This is a genomic window from Flavobacterium petrolei (assembly GCF_003314435.2).
GTDB classification, from domain to species: domain Bacteria; phylum Bacteroidota; class Bacteroidia; order Flavobacteriales; family Flavobacteriaceae; genus Flavobacterium; species Flavobacterium petrolei.
Window position 1 is genome coordinate 42279 of sequence record NZ_QNVY02000004.1, and the last position, 17641, is coordinate 59919.

Below are 17641 nucleotides of genomic sequence, written 5' to 3' on the forward strand. Positions count from 1 at the left end.
ATTTGACGGGTCAATTAAAGAAAAAATATTTTTTCGTCAGATGGCAAAATTAAAGAATTTTTATCAAAGGCGCTCCGTTTCCTATGGCAAAATCAAATTTTAGAACATTAAATAGTAAATAGGTATCAAAAAAGTTATAAAAATAGCGTTACGCATGCTGCTTGGACTAATCCTGCTTTTGTTGGTACTTGCTATTGCGCTTACCATGCCAGTTGTTCAGACGAAAATTGCACGTTATTTTACTAATAGTATCAATAAGGATTTTGGAACTAATATTACCATTGATGGTGTTGCCGTTTCGGTTTTTGGTGGGGTGAAATTTAAAAAAGTATTGATTCTGGACCACCACAAAGACACTTTAATTTACTCCGAAAGAATTTCAACCACTATTTTGGAAAGTAAGAAACTACTTAATGGAGATTTGATTTTTGATGGTTTGGATTTGCATGGTTTGCTTTTTAATCTGAGAACTTATAAAAACGAGAAAGAATCTAATCTTGATAAATTCATTAAAGCTTTTGAAACCGGGAAACCTTCCAGCAGAAAGTTTTTGCTTAAAGCAAATAAACTTCAAATTTTTAACGGACGTTTTATCTTAACAGATGATAATAGAGACAATCCAAAAGATCTTGATTTTACAAAACTTAATGCATCCGTAACGGATTTCTTGATATTTGGTCCGGATGTGACGACAAACATAAACAAAATGTCATTTTTAGACTTTCGTGGTTTGTATGTTAAAAATTTGAAATCAAAATTTACCTATTCAAAGAAAAATATTAAGCTTGAAAATCTTGATTTGTTAACGAAAGAATCTACTTTGGTTGGAACGGTTTTGTTGAACTATAAAATTGAAGATTTCTCTAATTTCACGGATAAAGTACTTTTTGATATTCAATTAAAGTCGGCTTCAATTGCTTCAAATGATATTCGTTATTTTTATAAAGAAATTGGTAAGAACCAGCATTTTTATACTAAAGCAAGTATTAAAGGGACGCTGAATGATCTGAAATTTAAAAACCTTGAATTAGTGGATGACCGAAAAACACGAATCAACGGTGATATTAATTTTAAAAATCTGTTTGCCAAAAAAGGTCAGAAATTCTCCATGTACGCTAAGTTTGATAAGTTGACATCCAGCTATGACGATTTGGTGGTTATACTCCCGAATATTTTAGGAACTAAATTACCTAGTTCCTTAAAAAAGTTAGGTCGATTTTCTGCCTCGGGAACTTCTAATGTTTCAACTACAGCAGTTGATGCTAATTTTTCCATGATAACCGCATTGGGAAAAGTAACTTCAAAATTGGCTATTCAAAATATAAATGTAATTGACAAGGCTTCTTATTTAGGGAATGTAATCTTTGATAATTTTGACATTGGAACATTATTGGATCAAAAAGATTTGGGTCGCGTTAGTTTGAATATTGATGTTGATGGAAAAGGTTTTAAACAAAAATTCTTAGATACTGCCATTAAAGGAGATATTAGTCAAATAGATTATAAAAATTACAATTATACCAATATTGTTGTCGACGGCACGCTTAAAAGTCCTTACTATAAAGGTCAAATTTCTGTTAACGACCCAAATTTGAGCATGAATTTTGATGGATTATTGGACTTGAGTAAAAAAGATAGCCGTTACGATTTTCATATCAACGTTGAAAATGCAGATTTGTACAAGTTGAAGTTAATGAAAGATTCGGTTTCGGTGTTTAAAGGCGATGTTGTGGTTCAGGCTTCAGGGAATAATATCGAGAACTTTCAGGGAAATGTCTACATAAACAAAACGTCATATAAAAATGCAAAAGACACTTATAATTTTGATGATTTTGCAATAAATTCAACTTTTGACAGCAATAGAGTACGAACGATAACCGTAAATTCTCCAGATATTGTGCAGGGTGAAATTGTAGGGAAATATGAATTCAATCAGTTAGAAAATTTGGTAAAAAATTCTTTAGGAAGTCTTTACACGAATTTTAAACCAAGTAAAGTCAAAAAAGGACAGTTCCTGAAGTTTAATTTTTCCATCTATAATAAGATCATCGAGATATTTTATCCTGAAATTTCAATTGGCTCCAATACTATTGTAAAAGGAAGTATTAACTCCGATAATCAGGAGTTTAAACTCAATTTTAATTCACCTCAGATTATTGCTGCGAACAATACACTTGATAATATTAGAGTTTCAGTAGATAATAAAAACCCATTGTATAATGCTTACATAGAATTAGATAGTATCAAGACGAAATATTATAAAATACGCGATTTTAGCCTGATAAATGTTACGATGAAAGATACGTTGTTCTTTCGTTCTGAATTTAAAGGTGGTCCAAAAGCGGAAGATTATTATAACCTGAATTTATACCACACCATCAATAAAGACAATAATAATGTGGTAGGAATCAGTAAATCAGAAGTGAAATTCAAGGATTATCTTTGGTTTTTAAATGAAAATGAAACACCTGATAACCAAATAGTTTTTGATAAATCATTCAAAAATTTTGATATTGATAACATCATATTATCTCATGAAGACCAATCTATTTCATTAGCTGGGGTTTTTAAGGACACTACCATTAAGGATTTGAAGTTGAGTTTTAAAGACGTTGATTTAAATCAGATTACGCCCGTCAATGAAAAGTTTGTAGTCCATGGAAATATAAATGGAGAAGTGAATTTCAAGCAGAATAACGACGTTTACCAACCGACAGCTTCTATTATTATTGACAAATTGAACGTGAATAAAACGGATTTAGGAACGTTAAATTTTAATATTGAAGGCGACGAAAGTCTGAGGAAATTCAACATCAATTCGAATTTAGAAAATGAAAATGTAGATTTATTCAAAGCGGATGGAAGTTTTGAAATAGTGAATAAAGAAACAATTTTAGATTTACAACTGAAATTTGATAAATTCAATATTGCAACTTTAAACTCCCTTGGCGGTGAAGTATTGTCTAATATACGAGGTTATATTTCAGGGAATTCAACCATTGAAGGAAATCTTAAAAAACCTAATATTAGCGGTCGTCTTTATTTAGATGCTGCTGGAATTACAATACCGTATCTGAATGTAGATTATGGTTTGAGCGATAATACGATTATTGATTTGACGGATGAAAAGTTTCTCTTTAGAAATAATACGCTGACCGATACCAAATATGGAACAAAAGGAAACTTAAACGGAAGTATTGAACATAATAATTTTACGGATTGGAAGTTAGATTTAGCCATTAATTCTAAAAGATTATTAGCATTAGATACTAAAGATAGTGAAGATGCAGCGTATTATGGTACAGCTTTTATAGATGGAAAGGCAACTATTAAGGGACCTACAAATTCCTTGTTTATAAAAGTTGAAGCTAAATCTGAGAAAGGAACTGCGGTAAAAATCCCTATAAATAATGCCGAAAGTGTTAGTGATAATATCTTTATTCATTTTGTAACGGCTAAAGAAAAATACAATCTGGAAAATGGTATTGTTGAAAACAGCAGAAATTACAACGGACTAGAATTAGAATTTGATTTCGATATTACACCTGATGCCGAAGTAGAAGTAATTCTGGATCGTAATACCGGTCACGGAATGAAAGGAAAAGGTTTTGGATCGCTTTTGTTTAAAATTAATACTTTGGGAAGATTCAATATGTGGGGAGATTTCCAGGCGTATGAAGGAACCTATAATTTTAAATACGGTGGGCTTATTGATAAGAAATTTGAAGTAAAAAAAGGAGGTTCAATCACATGGGAAGGAAATCCTATGAAGGCGCAATTAAATCTGGAAGCAATCTATAAAACTTCAGCAAATCCTGCTGTTTTATTGGATAACTCTTCTTTTAATACTAAAGTTCCTGTTGAAGTAGTGATAGGTCTTCGAGGCGATTTAACGAGTCCTGAACCCGATTTTAATATTGAATTTCCAACAGTAAGTAATGTTTTGAAATCAGAAATTCAATATAAATTAAACGATAAAGATGTTCGCCAGACGCAAGCGCTGTATTTACTTTCTTCGGGTGGATTCTTGAGTCCGGAAGGAGTGAATCAGTCTGATTTTTCTGGAAGTTTATTTGAAACAGCTTCGAGTATTTTAGGAGGAATCATTCAATCTGATGATGAGAAATTTAAAGTGGGACTTAATTTCATTGGTGCCGATAGACGAATAGGAAAAGAAACTGATGGAAGATTTGTTGCTACAATTTCATCCAAAATTAATGAAAGAGTGACCATCAATGGTAAACTAGGAGTTCCTTTTGGTGGAATAAATGAATCAGCAATTGTAGGTGATGTTGAAGTTTTATATAGAGTGAATGAGGACGGAACACTTAATTTACGACTTTTTAACAAAGAAAATGACATCAATTATGTTGGTCAAGGAATTGGTTACACGCAAGGTCTAGGGGTTTCTTATGAAGTTGATTTCGATACATTTAAAGAATTTGTCAATAAAATATTTAAAAATTTAAAAATTGAGAGTTTGTCAGCTCCGGTATCGGAAGATCAAGATTCAAATTTATCTCCAGATTATATTAATTTTTCAAAATCAAAGAAAACGAATCCTGAAAAAATTAAAAAAAATCAGGAAGGTTTGATACCTGAAGAAGACTAGTTATAACACTTTGGACTTGGAGGTAATATCATTTTGAATTGAAAAAAAGTGACGCCTCAAACTGTTTTGCAGTAAACCAAAACGCACATACTTAAATCCACAATTTTTTTTTAGATCCAAACAGGAAAAAACTTTATCATTTCTTGCTAATAAATTATGCAGTATATCGACTCGTTTAATAGTGAAAAAACAGACGAATTGTTAATTGTTAAATAAAAGTTGGTTATTTTTCAATTTTGTTAAATAAAAAATCAATTTATTTAGTTTTCTCAAAAACTTATCAACGAAAACGTTTGAATTCATAATGCTTTACTAATTTATTAAAAACACAGCCTTGAAAGTGGTTAATGTTTGCTAATTTTACGCTTTAATACTTAAATAATGCCAAAAACAATAAAAAAAGTTGGTGTTCTAACCTCGGGAGGAGACTCACCAGGAATGAACGCAGCAATTCGCTCAGTTGTTCGTACTTGTGCTTATCATAACATAGAATGTATAGGAATTTATAGAGGATATCAGGGAATGATTGAAGGAGACTTCAAAGAAATGGGACCTCGAAGCGTCAACAACATTGTAAATAAAGGAGGGACGATTTTAAAATCAGCTCGATCTTTAGAATTCAAAACTCCAGAAGGAAGAAAGAAAGCATATGAAAATCTTACTAAAGCCGGAATAGATGCTTTAGTGGTAATAGGTGGTGATGGGACTTTTACAGGAGGGTTACTGTTCAATACGGAGTTTAATTTTCCAGTGATGGGAATTCCGGGAACTATTGATAATGATATTTTTGGAACCAGTCACACCTTAGGATACGATACCGCACTGAATACCGTAGTAGAAGTAATTGACAAAATTAGAGATACTGCGAGTTCCCACAACCGTTTATTCTTTGTAGAGGTGATGGGTAGAGATGCCGGTCATATCGCTTTGAATGCCGGTATAGGAGCAGGAGCAGAGGAAATTCTGATCCCAGAAGAAGATTTAGGTTTAGACCGATTATTGGAATCTTTGCAAAAAAGTAAAGCTTCAGGTAAATCATCCAGTATTGTCGTTATTGCTGAAGGAGATAAAATAGGTAAAAATGTATTCGAATTAAAAGATTACGTTGAAGCTAATTTGCCAGAATATGATGTTAGAGTTTCTGTTTTGGGTCACATGCAACGTGGTGGTTCGCCTTCGTGTTTTGATAGAGTTTTAGCTAGTAGATTAGGTGTAAAAGCTGTTGAATCTTTGATAGAAGGAAAATCGAATTATATGGTCGGATTGCAAAATGATAAAGTTTCGTTGACACCTTTGGAACAAGCAATCAAAGGCAAAACAGAGATTGATAGAGAGTTATTAAGAGTTTCAGACATTATGTCTACATAAGTGGTTAAAGTTTATTGTGAGGAAATTAGACTTTATATGAAGTTAATATAAAATAAACAAAAAAATTAAAGTAAAATGTCAAAAGTAAAATTAGGAATAAACGGTTTTGGAAGAATTGGTAGAATTGTATTTAGAGAGTCTTTCAATAGAGATAATGTAGAAGTTGTAGCAATCAACGATTTATTAGATGTAGATCACTTGGCTTACTTATTGAAATATGATTCAGTACATGGTCGTTTCAACGGAACTGTAGAAGTAAAAGAAGGACAACTTTTTGTAAACGGAAAAAACATTCGTATTACAGCTGAAAGAAATCCAGCAGATTTAAAATGGAATGAAGTTGATGTTGATGTAGTTGCTGAATGTACAGGTTTCTTTACAACTATTGAAACTGCAAACGAGCATATCAAAGGTGGTGCTAAAAAAGTAATTATTTCTGCACCTTCTGCTGATGCACCTATGTTTGTAATGGGAGTTAATCATACTGAAGCTAAAGCTACGGATATGGTTGTTTCTAATGCTTCTTGTACAACAAACTGTTTAGCTCCTTTAGCTAAAGTTATTCACGATAATTTTGAAATTGTTGAAGCTTTGATGACTACTGTTCACGCAACAACTTCAACTCAAATGACTACTGATGGTCCTTCTAGAAAAGACTGGAGAGGTGGACGTGCAGCAAACCTAAATATTATCCCATCATCAACAGGTGCAGCAAAAGCAGTTGGAAAAGTGATTCCATCATTGAACGGAAAATTAACAGGTATGTCAATGCGTGTTCCTACAGCTGACGTTTCTGTAGTAGATTTAACGGTAAAAGTGGCCAAAGAAACTTCTTACGAAGAAATTATGGCAGTTTTGAAAAAGGCTTCTGAAACTACAATGAAAGGTATTTTAGGATACACTGAAGATTTAGTAGTATCACAGGATTTTATTTCTGATTCAAGAACTTCTATTGTAGATGTTCACGCTGGAATTGGTTTGAATTCTACTTTTTTCAAAATCATCTCTTGGTATGATAATGAATATGGATATTCTAGCAAATTAATTGATTTATCTGTACACATTGCAGGTTTAAAATAATTCTATATATTTACAAATCCCGTTATCTTTATTTTAACGGGATTTTATTTTTTATTACTTTTTTAAAGTAGATGTTTTCCGTTTAACGCAATTAGAAAACAGCTAACTCCGAAACCAAAAACCAAAAAAAAATGAGATTAATAGTTGATAGTGGTTCTACAAAAGCTGATTGGATTGCAGTAGATGACAATGGCAAAGTATTGTTTACAACACAAACATTAGGATTGAATCCTGAAGTTCTTGAAGCAGATGAAATAGTTGAACGTTTAAATGATCGATTTGATATTTTACAAAATAAAAAGAATGCAACTCATTTGTTCTTTTATGGTGCCGGTTGTGGTACTGATAAAATGAAAATTACACTTTCGCAAGTATTCCAAAAGTATTTTCCTAATGCTATTATTGATGTGAAAGAAGATACTTATGCAGCCGTTTATGCAACAACTCCAAAAGGAGAGAAAGCAATTGTTTCTATATTGGGAACAGGTTCAAACTGCAGCTATTTTGATGGTAAAGAATTGCACCAAAAAGTACAATCTTTAGGCTATATTGCTATGGATGATTGTAGTGGAAATGTTTTTGGAAAAGAATTAATAAGAAAATATTATTTCAATAAAATGCCAAAGGAACTGGCAGCTGAATTTGAAAAAGAATATGATTTAGATCCGGATGCTATAAAAAGCAAACTGTATAAAGAACCAAATCCCAATGCTTATTTAGCGACTTTTGCAAAATTTTTAATTCAGCATAAAGAAACAGAATTCTGCAGAAAAATTATTTTCAAAGGAATGAAGTCTTTTGTAAAAAATTACATCAAACAATATGAAAACTGCAAAGAGGTTCCTGTGCATTTTGTAGGCTCTATTGCTTTTTATTTGAAAGAAGAATTACAAGAAACTTTTGATAAATATGAACTGCAATTAGGTAATGTTTTAAGAAGACCTATTGACGGACTTATTGCGTACCACATAGCAAATAAATAGTTTTAGCTGGTAAAATTCAGTTTTTAACTAAAAAAAATCACTAATAATTTACTTGGTTAAAAGTAAATTGTAAGTGATTTTTTGATTTAATATTATTTGAAATAGTTCTAAACGGAATGTATATTGCTTAACTCAATGTTGTTATTGAATATTAAAGTATTGCAATCATTGAAATTTCTACATTTACGTTTTTTGGCAAACAAGCCACTTGAACCGTTTCACGAGCTGGAGCAATTTTTTCGTTAAAATAAGAACCGTAAACAGAGTTTATTTTTCCAAAATCATTCATGTCTATAATGAAGATTGTTGCTTTTACAACGTTATCAAATGTCATTTCTGCTGCTTCCAAAACTGCTTTCATGTTTTGCATCACTTGTTCCGTTTCCAATTCGATGGTTTCTGTAATCAATTCTCCAGATACTGGATTTATCGCAATTTGACCTGAAGTGTAAAGTGTATTTCCTTTAAGAACAGCTTGGTTATAAGGTCCAATTGGAGCCGGAGCATTTTCTGTTAAAATTATTTTTTTCATAAAAGTAAGCTTGTCTAAAGTTAAAAAACGTAGTGTCAATTAGTATTTAATATGGAATAGAATTATCTATTTATCGTGCTTCTTTTGTCCCATTTGATGTCGCTCAGTACGCCTGATTTTATTCCAATGAAGAACCCCCAATTGGCATTGGTACCAAACGGAGACCAGTTGAAATCCATTCTCCAGCTTAACAAATCTCTTTCAAAACGGAGTTGTGTAAATGTAACGCCTTTTTGAACAAAATCGTAACCTGTAGAAACGCCTGCTTTCCATTTAGGAGTTATGTCCGCATTAGCAGAAATCATTATCGAGTTCCCAATTATTTGATTTTCTCGGTTGTTATTCCCGTACGTTAATGAATAGGCGAATGTCATGTCCCACGGTAATTTAGAGTTGAAAAATTCAGAAATTTTATCTTCGCCGTCAGTCTCTTCTTCATCTTCAAATTGGCTTCTTCTGCTATCTCCTAAATCAGTATTTGTACCAAATAAATCATCCTCACGACCACCATTTCGCTGACTTTGAACATTTTTATCTTTTTTATCGTCTTTACCTTTACTCGAAAGAGAATAATTTAAGGTCATATTAGAACTCGTCATTCTAAAAAGACTCCCACCATTATCAATATTAAAAACATTAATTCGGTTTCCGGAATTGTCAATGGCATAAGGATCTAATGTTGCCCCAAAATTTACATTCATTTTATTATCCAGTAAAGTTGTTCCACCGCTAACTCGTATTGGTGAAAAAGCTAGAGAAGTTACTCCGTCTGCATCCAGATTATAGGATGTAGAAAGATTTAAGTTATTAAGTAGCATTATTTTTTTGGGCTCTACTTTTGTACTGTCTTTATCAGTTACTTTAGCCTCAAATGTGTTGCTTAAATCAAAACCTAAGGTATTAGAATTGTTTAAACCAGGAGCACCAAAAATTCCATTTTCAAACCGAGTATATTGTTTGTTTATTGTACCAGTAGCGTCAGATGCGTAGGTATCATAATATTTTTCAAAACTAGGAGTGTAACCATACGATACCGACGGTCTCATGACGTGTCTTATAGATTTGATTTTTTTGTCATTACCAAAATTAAAAGTTCCATATATCGTGGTTCCCACGCTTGAGGAGAACGAATACGTTCTAAAAGCGTCAAATCCATTGATGGTTTTATCAATAACTTTACTTTGGTCTACATCATAACTTCTTTCAATTGTTTTGGTATACCAAATTTCCTCGTAATTTAAAGATGATGAAGCACTAAAATATTTAAATAATTTAAAATTCGTACTTAATGGAATGCTGTGTTGGAAACCAACTTTTGCATCGCGGAACATTTGAGGTTTAAAAAACAAAGAATCAGAGGTAACAATACTGTTTCGTCCGTTTAAATTGTATTGTAAGTTGATGTTTTTTAACAAACCTTTTCGAACTCCATCTTTACCCACAAATGGATAAATTCGGTCAACACTCAACTGTAAGGTTGGCAAAGTCATATTAATTTCTTCGGTTTGCGTATTTTGTGAATGTGTTGCAGTCAACGACATTCTTACTTGAGGAACTGATGTAAAAGTTTTTGAATACGATATCGATGAACTCAAAGTATTGTTCAGGTTTGATCCAATATTAACCTGATTGATGGATTGCCGGAAATACTTGCTGCTTCCCAGATTCACAGATGCTGAAAAACTGGAATTAGGATTTGATTTAGAGTCTTTCGAATGTGACCATTGTATGTTGTAAATGTTTTGCTTCAAATAATCTGGATAGCCTCTTTCGCTGGTGATTAAATTTTCAAATCGAACATTCAGGTTTCCTCTGTAGTTGTATCGTTTAGCATAGCTGGATTCAAAACGTAATCCATAGCTTCCGTTGGTGTAATAATCCCCTAAAACCGTTAAATCATAATTATCGCTTAGCGCAAAATAATATCCCAAATTTTGAAGTGAAAATCCTCGATTATTTGAGTCATTGTAACTGGGTAAAATCAACCCGGAAATACTGGTTTCCTTGCTCATTGGAAAAAAAGCGAAGGGTAATGCAATTGGAGTTGGTACGTTTGCGATAACCATATTGGTCAAACCGGTAACTACTTTTTTGCCTGGAATAAATTTTACTTTATTTGTTTGGAAATAATATTCGGGATTATCTACATCTTTAGAAGTTGTAAATCGGGCTCCTTTTAGAAAATAAACCGAGTCATTCTCTTTCTTTGTTATGGCTGCTTTTATTTTAAATTCACCTTGGTCAGACCTTGAATTCCAAATTAAAGCTTTCTTTGTTTTAAAGTTAAACCGAATAGAATCAGGTTCAATGACATTGGCGCCTTGTTTGAAATTTGGATATTGAGTGTAAGTGCCTGTTGAATCTTTGATACGTCCCGCATAAACTTCATTTTTTTCATAATCCATAACGATTATTCCCGACTTCAGTTCAACGTCTTGATAGTACAATTCTGCTTGGTCATAAAGAGTTATAATTTTTTTCTTCTGATCAATCTTAGCATAGTTATCTGCTTTGTATCTCACTTTACCGTCGAGAAATGCTTTTTTAGGTTTTATGCTGTCGATTTTGATTGTATCGGTATCTTTTTCAACAGTTAAAATAGGAGTTTTACTTTTCGTAATACTTTTTTTTGTACTATCTATTTGTTTAGTAGGGGATATAGCCGTCTTTTTTTTAGGGATATCTTGAGAATATAATTTACCGGACCCAAGTGACAGGAAAATTGATAATAAAACGATATTAAATAAGTTTGTATACAAAGGTTTAAATGCTATTTTTGTAAAATTATGGCCTGTTTTTTGACATGTCAAACTTACATATTATTTTTTGTCAAAAATAGTCAAATAAATAAATTTATAACGGTAGTGTTTTAATTAAATTAACTTATAGCTTTATGCGCAAAACATATAAAATTAAAAGAATATTAACTTTTATTTTGATAATATTTTCGGTAATTGGGTATGGTCAATCCAATAATTTTAAGGTGACTTTAGATGCAGGTCATGGAGCGCATGATTTTGGTGCTGTTTATGAAGGGCGAGTTGAAAAAAACATTGCTTTGGCAGTAGTTTTAAAAGTTGGAAAAATATTAGCAGCTACTCCACAAATGGAGGTAAATTATACTCGAAAAACAGATGTATTTATTGATCTGATCGAAAGAGCTAATATTGCCAATAGATTTAATGCCAATATTTTTGTTTCCATTCATTGTAACGCTAATAGAAACACTGCTGCTGATGGTACTGAAACCTACGTAATGGGTTTGAGTAAAGTGGCATCAAACTTAGAAGCGGCCAAAAAAGAGAACTCCGTAATTACATTAGAGAAAGATTACAAACAAAAATATGAAGGATTTGATCCCAACTCTCCGGAAACGATGATTGGAATGACTTTGATGCAAGAGGAATACTTAGATAACAGTATTTCGCTTGCAAGTAAAGTAGAAGACTCTTTTGAAGATCTTGGTAAAAAAATTAGAGGTGGCGGAGTAAAACAAGCTCCTTTTATGGTGCTTCACAAGGCATATATGCCAAGAGTATTAATAGAAATGGGTTTTATCTCTAATACTATTGAAGGAAATAAATTAAATTCAGAAGAAGGACAGGATGAAATTGCCAAAGCCATTGCAGATGCGATTATTAGCTATAAAAAGGAATATTATGGTAGTGGTGAGACAGAAATTTTTGAAGAAAGACCTTCACAAAAAATTAATGAAAAACCAATAAGAGATACGGTTACTCCAGCAAAACCAAAAACGATTTCTCAAACGGTGGAGGCAACGCAAACTAAAAAAATGGTTGATAACTCTAAACCGATATTCAAAGTACAACTTTCGGCAAGCATAAAAAGGATGGAATTGATTCCTAGAAATTTCAATGGGCTAAAAAATATTTCTGTAGCCTATGAAAATAGAGTTTACAAGTATATGTACGGAGAAACTGCTGATTATGATGAAGCAAAAAAGCAATTAAGCGAAGCAAAAGATAAAGGTTATAATACTGCTTTTTTGATAGCTTTCAAAAACGGAGAAAAAATCAACATTCAGGATGCTCTAAAATAATAGCAGTTACTTTTATGTTATAATTAGAAAACACACCTACCTATATTTTGATGATTCTCAAACAAATTAAAATCGTTTTTATAGTACTGTTTTTATTTTCCGCAGTAAATATTTTTCCTCAGTCCAATACTAAGTTTATTGTAATTTTAGATGCGGGTCACGGTGGTAAAGATCCTGGTAATTCTTATCACGGTTTTGTTGAAAAAGAAATTGCACTTAAAACTACATTGAAACTGGAAAAGCTCCTTGAAAAAGAGGGCGGTATTCAAGTCATTCATACCAGGAAATCAGATGTTTTTATAGAATTAAAGGACCGACCTAAAAAAGCGAATAGTCTTGATGCCAATTTATTTATTTCCATACACTGTAATTCTGTCAAAAACCCAGTTCCTTTTGGTACAGAAACTTTTGTAATGGGTTTGGCAAGGAGTAAGGGTAACTTGGAAATCGCAAAACAAGAAAACTCAGTTATATTATTGGAGAAAGATTACAAGCAAACTTATAAAGGATTTGATCCCAAAAATCCCGAAACGTTAATAGGGTTGAAAATTCTGCAAGAAGATTATTTAGACCGAAGTATAAATTTAGCTTCAAAAATTGAAAATAATTTTAAAAATAAAGTGCATCGAAAATCAAGAGGTATAAAGCAGACTCCGTTATGGGTTTTGGACGCCGCTTACATGCCCAGTGTATTGATTGAATTAGGATTTTTATCCAATAATGAGGAAGGAATTTTTCTTAATTCAAATGTGGGACAAAACAAGATGGCGCATGCAATTGCAACAGCAATTATCGCATACAAAAAAGAATATTTTGGAACACAATCCGATAATACTTATCAGGATACTTCCTCCAAAAAAATAACGGAAAACACTACAAAAAATAATTTAAAGCGCACAAAATCAAAACTAAATATTGATAAATCAGTTTCACCAAGGAGCGAAACAAAAACACAAAATTCTGATGTAGTTTTTAAAGTTCAATTTGCAGCCGGAAATAAAAATATCGAATTAAATCCTTCTAATTTTAAGGGATTAAAAAATGTCAGCGTCAGAACAAACAACGGGTCCTTTTATAAATATGCTTATGGCGCTACAACGGATTATAGTCTTGCGAAACAGAATTTGAAAGAGGTTAAATCCAAAGGGTATTCTTCAGCGTATATTATAGCGTTTAGGAATGGAAAAAATATTAGTGTTGAAGAAGCGCTGAAAAAATTACAACAAGTCAAATAATTTATATTAAATTTGTAAAAAATACTTAAATTTTGAAAATATCAAGAGAAATTAAAACTGCCATTTTAGTAATAGCATCGATTTTATTATTTATTTGGGGCTACAGTTTTTTAAAAGGAAGAGACCTATTTACCAATTACAAAACTTTTTTTGTAGAATATAAAAGTGTAGAAGGTTTAGCTACATCAGCACCAGTAACCCTAAACGGTTTAGTCGTAGGTAAAGTTAGTAGCATCACCATAAATGAAAATACAGGTGTATTATTAGTCGAATTACAATTAAAAACTGATTTTCCAATTTCCAGTTCCAGCGTTGCCTCTATTTATGAGCCAGGATTTATTGGAGGAAAACAAATTGCAATTATTCCAAATTTTAATGACAAAACCTTAGCTGTTGATGGTCAGAAATTGCAAGGTGGAGTAAAAATGGGTCTTACTGATAAAGTAGGAGATCAATTAGCTCCCCTTCAGGAAAAACTTGAAAAGTTGTTGGGAAGTACTGAAAAATTAATGACAGGATTAAACAACGTTTTGGACCAAAAAGGCCAGCAAGATTTAAAACTTACCTTAGCTGAATTAGGTAAGACTGTTGAACAGTTTCATAAAGTTTCTTTGAGCGTTAATGATTTATTGAGTACCAATAAAACTCAAATAAATGGAGTAGTAACCAATTTTAATAAAATTTCTGGAAATTTTTCTAAAATATCCGATTCCCTTAATAAAGCTGATTTAGCTAAAACTGCCCGTAATTTGAATGCAACTTTAGCAAGATTAGATGGCATCATGAGCGGTTTGGAATCTGGAAAAGGTTCTATGGGTAAATTATTGAACGATGAGGCTTTCTACCAAAACATTAAGAGTTCTACAAAAGAATTAGAATTACTATTACAGGACATTAGACTCTATCCGACAAGATATGTGAATATCTCTGTTTTTGGAAAGAAAAACAAACCTTATGTTGGTCCTACGAACGATTCTATACCTAATGTAAAAAATTAGTAATTATGAGCTATTTAGACAATATTTTATTTGCCATTCTATTGGTAATTGGTTTTGGATATTTTTTCAACAGTGTTAAAAAAATTAGACGGAATATCAATCTTGGAACTGCTGTAAATCGTTCAGATAATCCTAAAGCGCGTTGGACTAATATGGCAATGATTGCTCTTGGCCAATCAAAAATGGTGAAAAGACCCATTGCCGGAATACTTCATATTATTGTATACGTAGGTTTTGTGGTCATCAACATTGAATTATTAGAAATTATAATCGATGGACTTTTTGGTACGCATCGTGTTTTTGCTTTTTTAGGAACAACGTATGATGTGCTGATTGCTTCTTTTGAAATTTTAGCATTTTTGGTTTTAGTAGCTGTTTTTGCTTTTTGGAGTAGAAGAAACGCCATCAAACTGAAACGATTTGTAAGTTCAGACTTGAAAGGATGGCCTAAAAGTGATGCGAATTACATCTTGTATTTTGAGGTGGTTCTAATGACATTATTTTTATTAATGAACGCTTCTGATTTGCATTTGCAAAATGTTCCGGGTGGTTTTTCACATTTTATAAAAGCAGGCTCTTTTCCAATAAGTCAGTTTATTGAACCTATTTTTAATGGAATGTCAAATGAATTGGTAATGTTGCTTTCAGAGATATTCTGGTGGTTGCATATCGTGGGTATCTTGATATTCATGAATTACCTTTATTTTTCAAAACATTTACACATTCTGTTAGCTTTCCCAAACACCTATTTTGCAAATCTGAATCCACAAGGTCAGTTTGATAATTTAGAATCCGTTACTAAAGAAGTGAAGTTAATGATGGATCCTAACGCTGATCCTTTTGCGGCAGCTCCAGTGGATGAAAATGCAGTTCCAAGTAAATTTGGCGCAAGTGATATTCAGGATTTAAATTGGGTACAATTATTGAACGCTTATACTTGTACAGAGTGTGGTCGCTGTACTTCGTCTTGTCCAGCGAATATAACAGGAAAAAAATTGTCTCCACGTAAGATCATGATGGACACCAGAGACAGAATGGAAGAAGTAGGAAGAAATATTGATGCCAATAAAGGTATTTTTATTCCGGATAATAAAACATTATTAAACGACTACATTACACCAGAAGAACTTTGGGCTTGTACTTCTTGTAATGCATGTGTGGACGAATGTCCGGTAAATATTAGCCCGCTTTCTATCATTATGGACATGCGTCGCTATTTAGTTATGGAACAAAGTGCGGCTCCAATGCCTTTGAATGCTATGATGACCAATATAGAAAATAATGGTGCACCTTGGCAGTACAATCAGCAAGATCGATTGAATTGGAAAAATGAATAATTGTTTTATTTGTTAAGAATTTATTTCATATAATACAAGAATAATTTCCGTTTACTTGAATAATCAAATCAACGAATAACCGAATCACAAATAGTATGTCAGAGAATTTAATAGTGCCAACTATGGCCGAAATGTTAGCTCAAGGGAAACAACCAGAAGTTTTATTTTGGGTTGGTTGTGCAGGAAGTTTTGACGATAGAGCAAAGAAAATAACTAAGGCATTTGTACGAATTTTAAATCGTTCCAATGTTCCTTTTGCGGTTTTGGGTACCGAAGAAAGTTGTACTGGTGATCCCGCGAAAAGAGCTGGGAATGAGTTTTTATTCCAAATGCAAGCGATGATGAATATTGAGGTTTTGAATGCTTACGAAGCAAAAAAAATTGTCACTGCTTGTCCGCATTGTTTTAATACGCTCAAAAACGAATATCCGGAATTAGGCGGAAAATACGAAGTGGTTCACCACACGGAATTTTTGAAATCGTTGTTGGATGATGGAAGATTGACTATCGAAGGTGGGCAATTCAAGGGAAAGCGAATTACTTTTCACGATCCTTGCTATTTAGGAAGAGCTAATAATGTGTATGAAGCACCAAGAGATTTGATTCTTAAATTGGATGCTGAATTAGTTGAAATGAAGCGTTCGAAAGCAAATGGTTTATGTTGTGGTGCCGGCGGTGCCCAAATGTTTAAAGATGCTGAACCAGGAAATAAGGAAGTCAACGTTGAAAGAACCGAAGACGCATTAGAAACAAAACCGGAAATAATTGCTGCGGGTTGTCCTTTTTGTAATACCATGATGACAGATGGGATTAAAAACAAAGAAAAGGAAGGTGAAGTAAAAGTTATGGATATTGCGGAATTAATCGCAAATGCTCAGGATTTATAAATCAATTAAAATTACAAATTTTGATTATCTTAATCAAAATTCATAACTCATAACTCAAAAATACAATGTACGTTCCATTTGAAAATTTACCTGAAGAATCCAGAATTTGGATTTATCAATCGAACAGAAAGTTTTCGGATGCGGAATTTTCTGATATAGAAACTGCCTTGCAATCTTTCTTAGAAGGTTGGGCTGCGCATGGCACTAGTTTAGAATCATCGTATGAATTAAAATACAATCGCTTCATTATTATTGCAGTAAATCAAGATGTTCAGCCAGCAACAGGATGTTCTATTGATTCCTCTGTAGAATTTATCCAAAGTTTAGAACAAAAATATAACGTTGATTTATTAGATAAAATGAATGTTACGTTCAAACTTGGAGAGCATATCGCACACAAGCCATTGATTGATTTTAAAAAGATGGTTAAAGATAAAGCGGTTACGGAGAACACAATCGTTTTCAATAATTTGGTTAATAATATAGAAGAATATAATGAATCTTGGGAAGTTCCAGCCATTGATAGCTGGCACAGTAGGTTTTTTTAAA

At 32.5% G+C, this 17641-nt stretch carries 12 protein-coding genes; 10 read left to right on the top strand and 2 right to left on the bottom strand.

Annotated features, from left to right (window positions below; translation table 11 throughout):
- Positions 1-154 precede the first annotated feature (154 nt).
- From DR871_RS12040 to DR871_RS12055, 4 genes are all read left to right on the top strand, one after another.
- Positions 155-4612 carry a translocation/assembly module TamB domain-containing protein gene (locus tag DR871_RS12040; RefSeq protein WP_113666662.1) on the top strand — a complete coding sequence of 1486 codons (4458 nt, stop codon included), beginning with the start codon at positions 155-157 and terminating at the stop codon, positions 4610-4612.
- Positions 4613-4993: 381 nt separating this feature from the next.
- On the top strand, positions 4994-5980 hold the full coding sequence (gene pfkA, locus DR871_RS12045; protein ID WP_113666661.1) for a 6-phosphofructokinase: 987 nt from the start codon (positions 4994-4996) through the stop codon (positions 5978-5980).
- A 75-nt stretch (positions 5981-6055) separates the two neighbouring features.
- Positions 6056-7060, top strand: coding sequence for a type I glyceraldehyde-3-phosphate dehydrogenase (gene gap, locus DR871_RS12050; protein WP_113635650.1), 1005 nt, complete (start codon positions 6056-6058; stop codon positions 7058-7060).
- A gap of 131 nt (positions 7061-7191) precedes the next feature.
- Positions 7192-8043, top strand: coding sequence for an N-acetylglucosamine kinase (locus tag DR871_RS12055; RefSeq protein WP_113666660.1), 852 nt, complete (start codon positions 7192-7194; stop codon positions 8041-8043).
- A 151-nt stretch (positions 8044-8194) separates the two neighbouring features.
- On the opposite strand, the gene DR871_RS12060 is transcribed toward DR871_RS12055, so the two are convergent.
- The gene (locus tag DR871_RS12060; RefSeq protein ID WP_113666659.1) at positions 8195-8575 is read right to left on the bottom strand and encodes a RidA family protein; all 381 of its coding nucleotides are present in this window, start codon (positions 8573-8575) and stop codon (positions 8195-8197) included.
- Between the two features lie 62 nt (positions 8576-8637).
- Entirely contained in the window at positions 8638-11385 is a 2748-nt protein-coding gene (locus DR871_RS12065) for a putative LPS assembly protein LptD (protein WP_113666658.1), read from the bottom strand.
- A gap of 83 nt (positions 11386-11468) precedes the next feature.
- On the opposite strand from DR871_RS12065, the gene DR871_RS12070 reads away from it, so the two are divergent.
- The 6 genes from DR871_RS12070 (at position 11469) to DR871_RS12095 (ending at position 17640) form a co-directional block, all read left to right on the top strand.
- Entirely contained in the window at positions 11469-12635 is a 1167-nt protein-coding gene (locus tag DR871_RS12070; RefSeq protein WP_113666657.1) for an N-acetylmuramoyl-L-alanine amidase family protein, read from the top strand.
- Positions 12636-12685: 50 nt separating this feature from the next.
- On the top strand, positions 12686-13870 hold the full coding sequence (locus DR871_RS12075) for an N-acetylmuramoyl-L-alanine amidase family protein (RefSeq protein ID WP_113666656.1): 1185 nt from the start codon (positions 12686-12688) through the stop codon (positions 13868-13870).
- A gap of 32 nt (positions 13871-13902) precedes the next feature.
- Positions 13903-14868, top strand: coding sequence for an MlaD family protein (locus DR871_RS12080; RefSeq protein ID WP_113666655.1), 966 nt, complete (start codon positions 13903-13905; stop codon positions 14866-14868).
- Between the two features lie 5 nt (positions 14869-14873).
- Complete coding sequence (locus tag DR871_RS12085) at positions 14874-16205, top strand: (Fe-S)-binding protein (RefSeq protein ID WP_113666654.1); 1332 nt, start codon at positions 14874-14876, stop codon at positions 16203-16205.
- A 95-nt stretch (positions 16206-16300) separates the two neighbouring features.
- On the top strand, positions 16301-17092 hold the full coding sequence (locus tag DR871_RS12090) for a (Fe-S)-binding protein (protein WP_113666653.1): 792 nt from the start codon (positions 16301-16303) through the stop codon (positions 17090-17092).
- A 65-nt stretch (positions 17093-17157) separates the two neighbouring features.
- A complete protein-coding gene (locus DR871_RS12095; protein ID WP_113666652.1) occupies positions 17158-17640 on the top strand; it encodes an ABC transporter ATPase in 483 nt (160 codons plus the stop codon).
- Position 17641: the final 1 nt, after the last annotated feature.

Excerpts from the sequence above, each read along its gene's own strand:
- DR871_RS12040 (WP_113666662.1), top strand. The coding sequence starts at position 155 with ATGCTGCTTGGACTAATCCTGCTTTTGTTGGTACTTGCTATTGCGCTT.
- pfkA (WP_113666661.1), top strand. The coding sequence starts at position 4,994 with ATGCCAAAAACAATAAAAAAAGTTGGTGTTCTAACCTCGGGAGGAGAC.
- gap (WP_113635650.1), top strand. The coding sequence starts at position 6,056 with ATGTCAAAAGTAAAATTAGGAATAAACGGTTTTGGAAGAATTGGTAGA.
- DR871_RS12055 (WP_113666660.1), top strand. The coding sequence starts at position 7,192 with ATGAGATTAATAGTTGATAGTGGTTCTACAAAAGCTGATTGGATTGCA.
- DR871_RS12060 (WP_113666659.1), bottom strand. The coding sequence starts at position 8,575 with ATGAAAAAAATAATTTTAACAGAAAATGCTCCGGCTCCAATTGGACCT.
- DR871_RS12070 (WP_113666657.1), top strand. The coding sequence starts at position 11,469 with ATGCGCAAAACATATAAAATTAAAAGAATATTAACTTTTATTTTGATA.
- DR871_RS12075 (WP_113666656.1), top strand. The coding sequence starts at position 12,686 with ATGATTCTCAAACAAATTAAAATCGTTTTTATAGTACTGTTTTTATTT.
- DR871_RS12085 (WP_113666654.1), top strand. The coding sequence starts at position 14,874 with ATGAGCTATTTAGACAATATTTTATTTGCCATTCTATTGGTAATTGGT.
- DR871_RS12090 (WP_113666653.1), top strand. The coding sequence starts at position 16,301 with ATGTCAGAGAATTTAATAGTGCCAACTATGGCCGAAATGTTAGCTCAA.
- DR871_RS12095 (WP_113666652.1), top strand. The coding sequence starts at position 17,158 with ATGTACGTTCCATTTGAAAATTTACCTGAAGAATCCAGAATTTGGATT.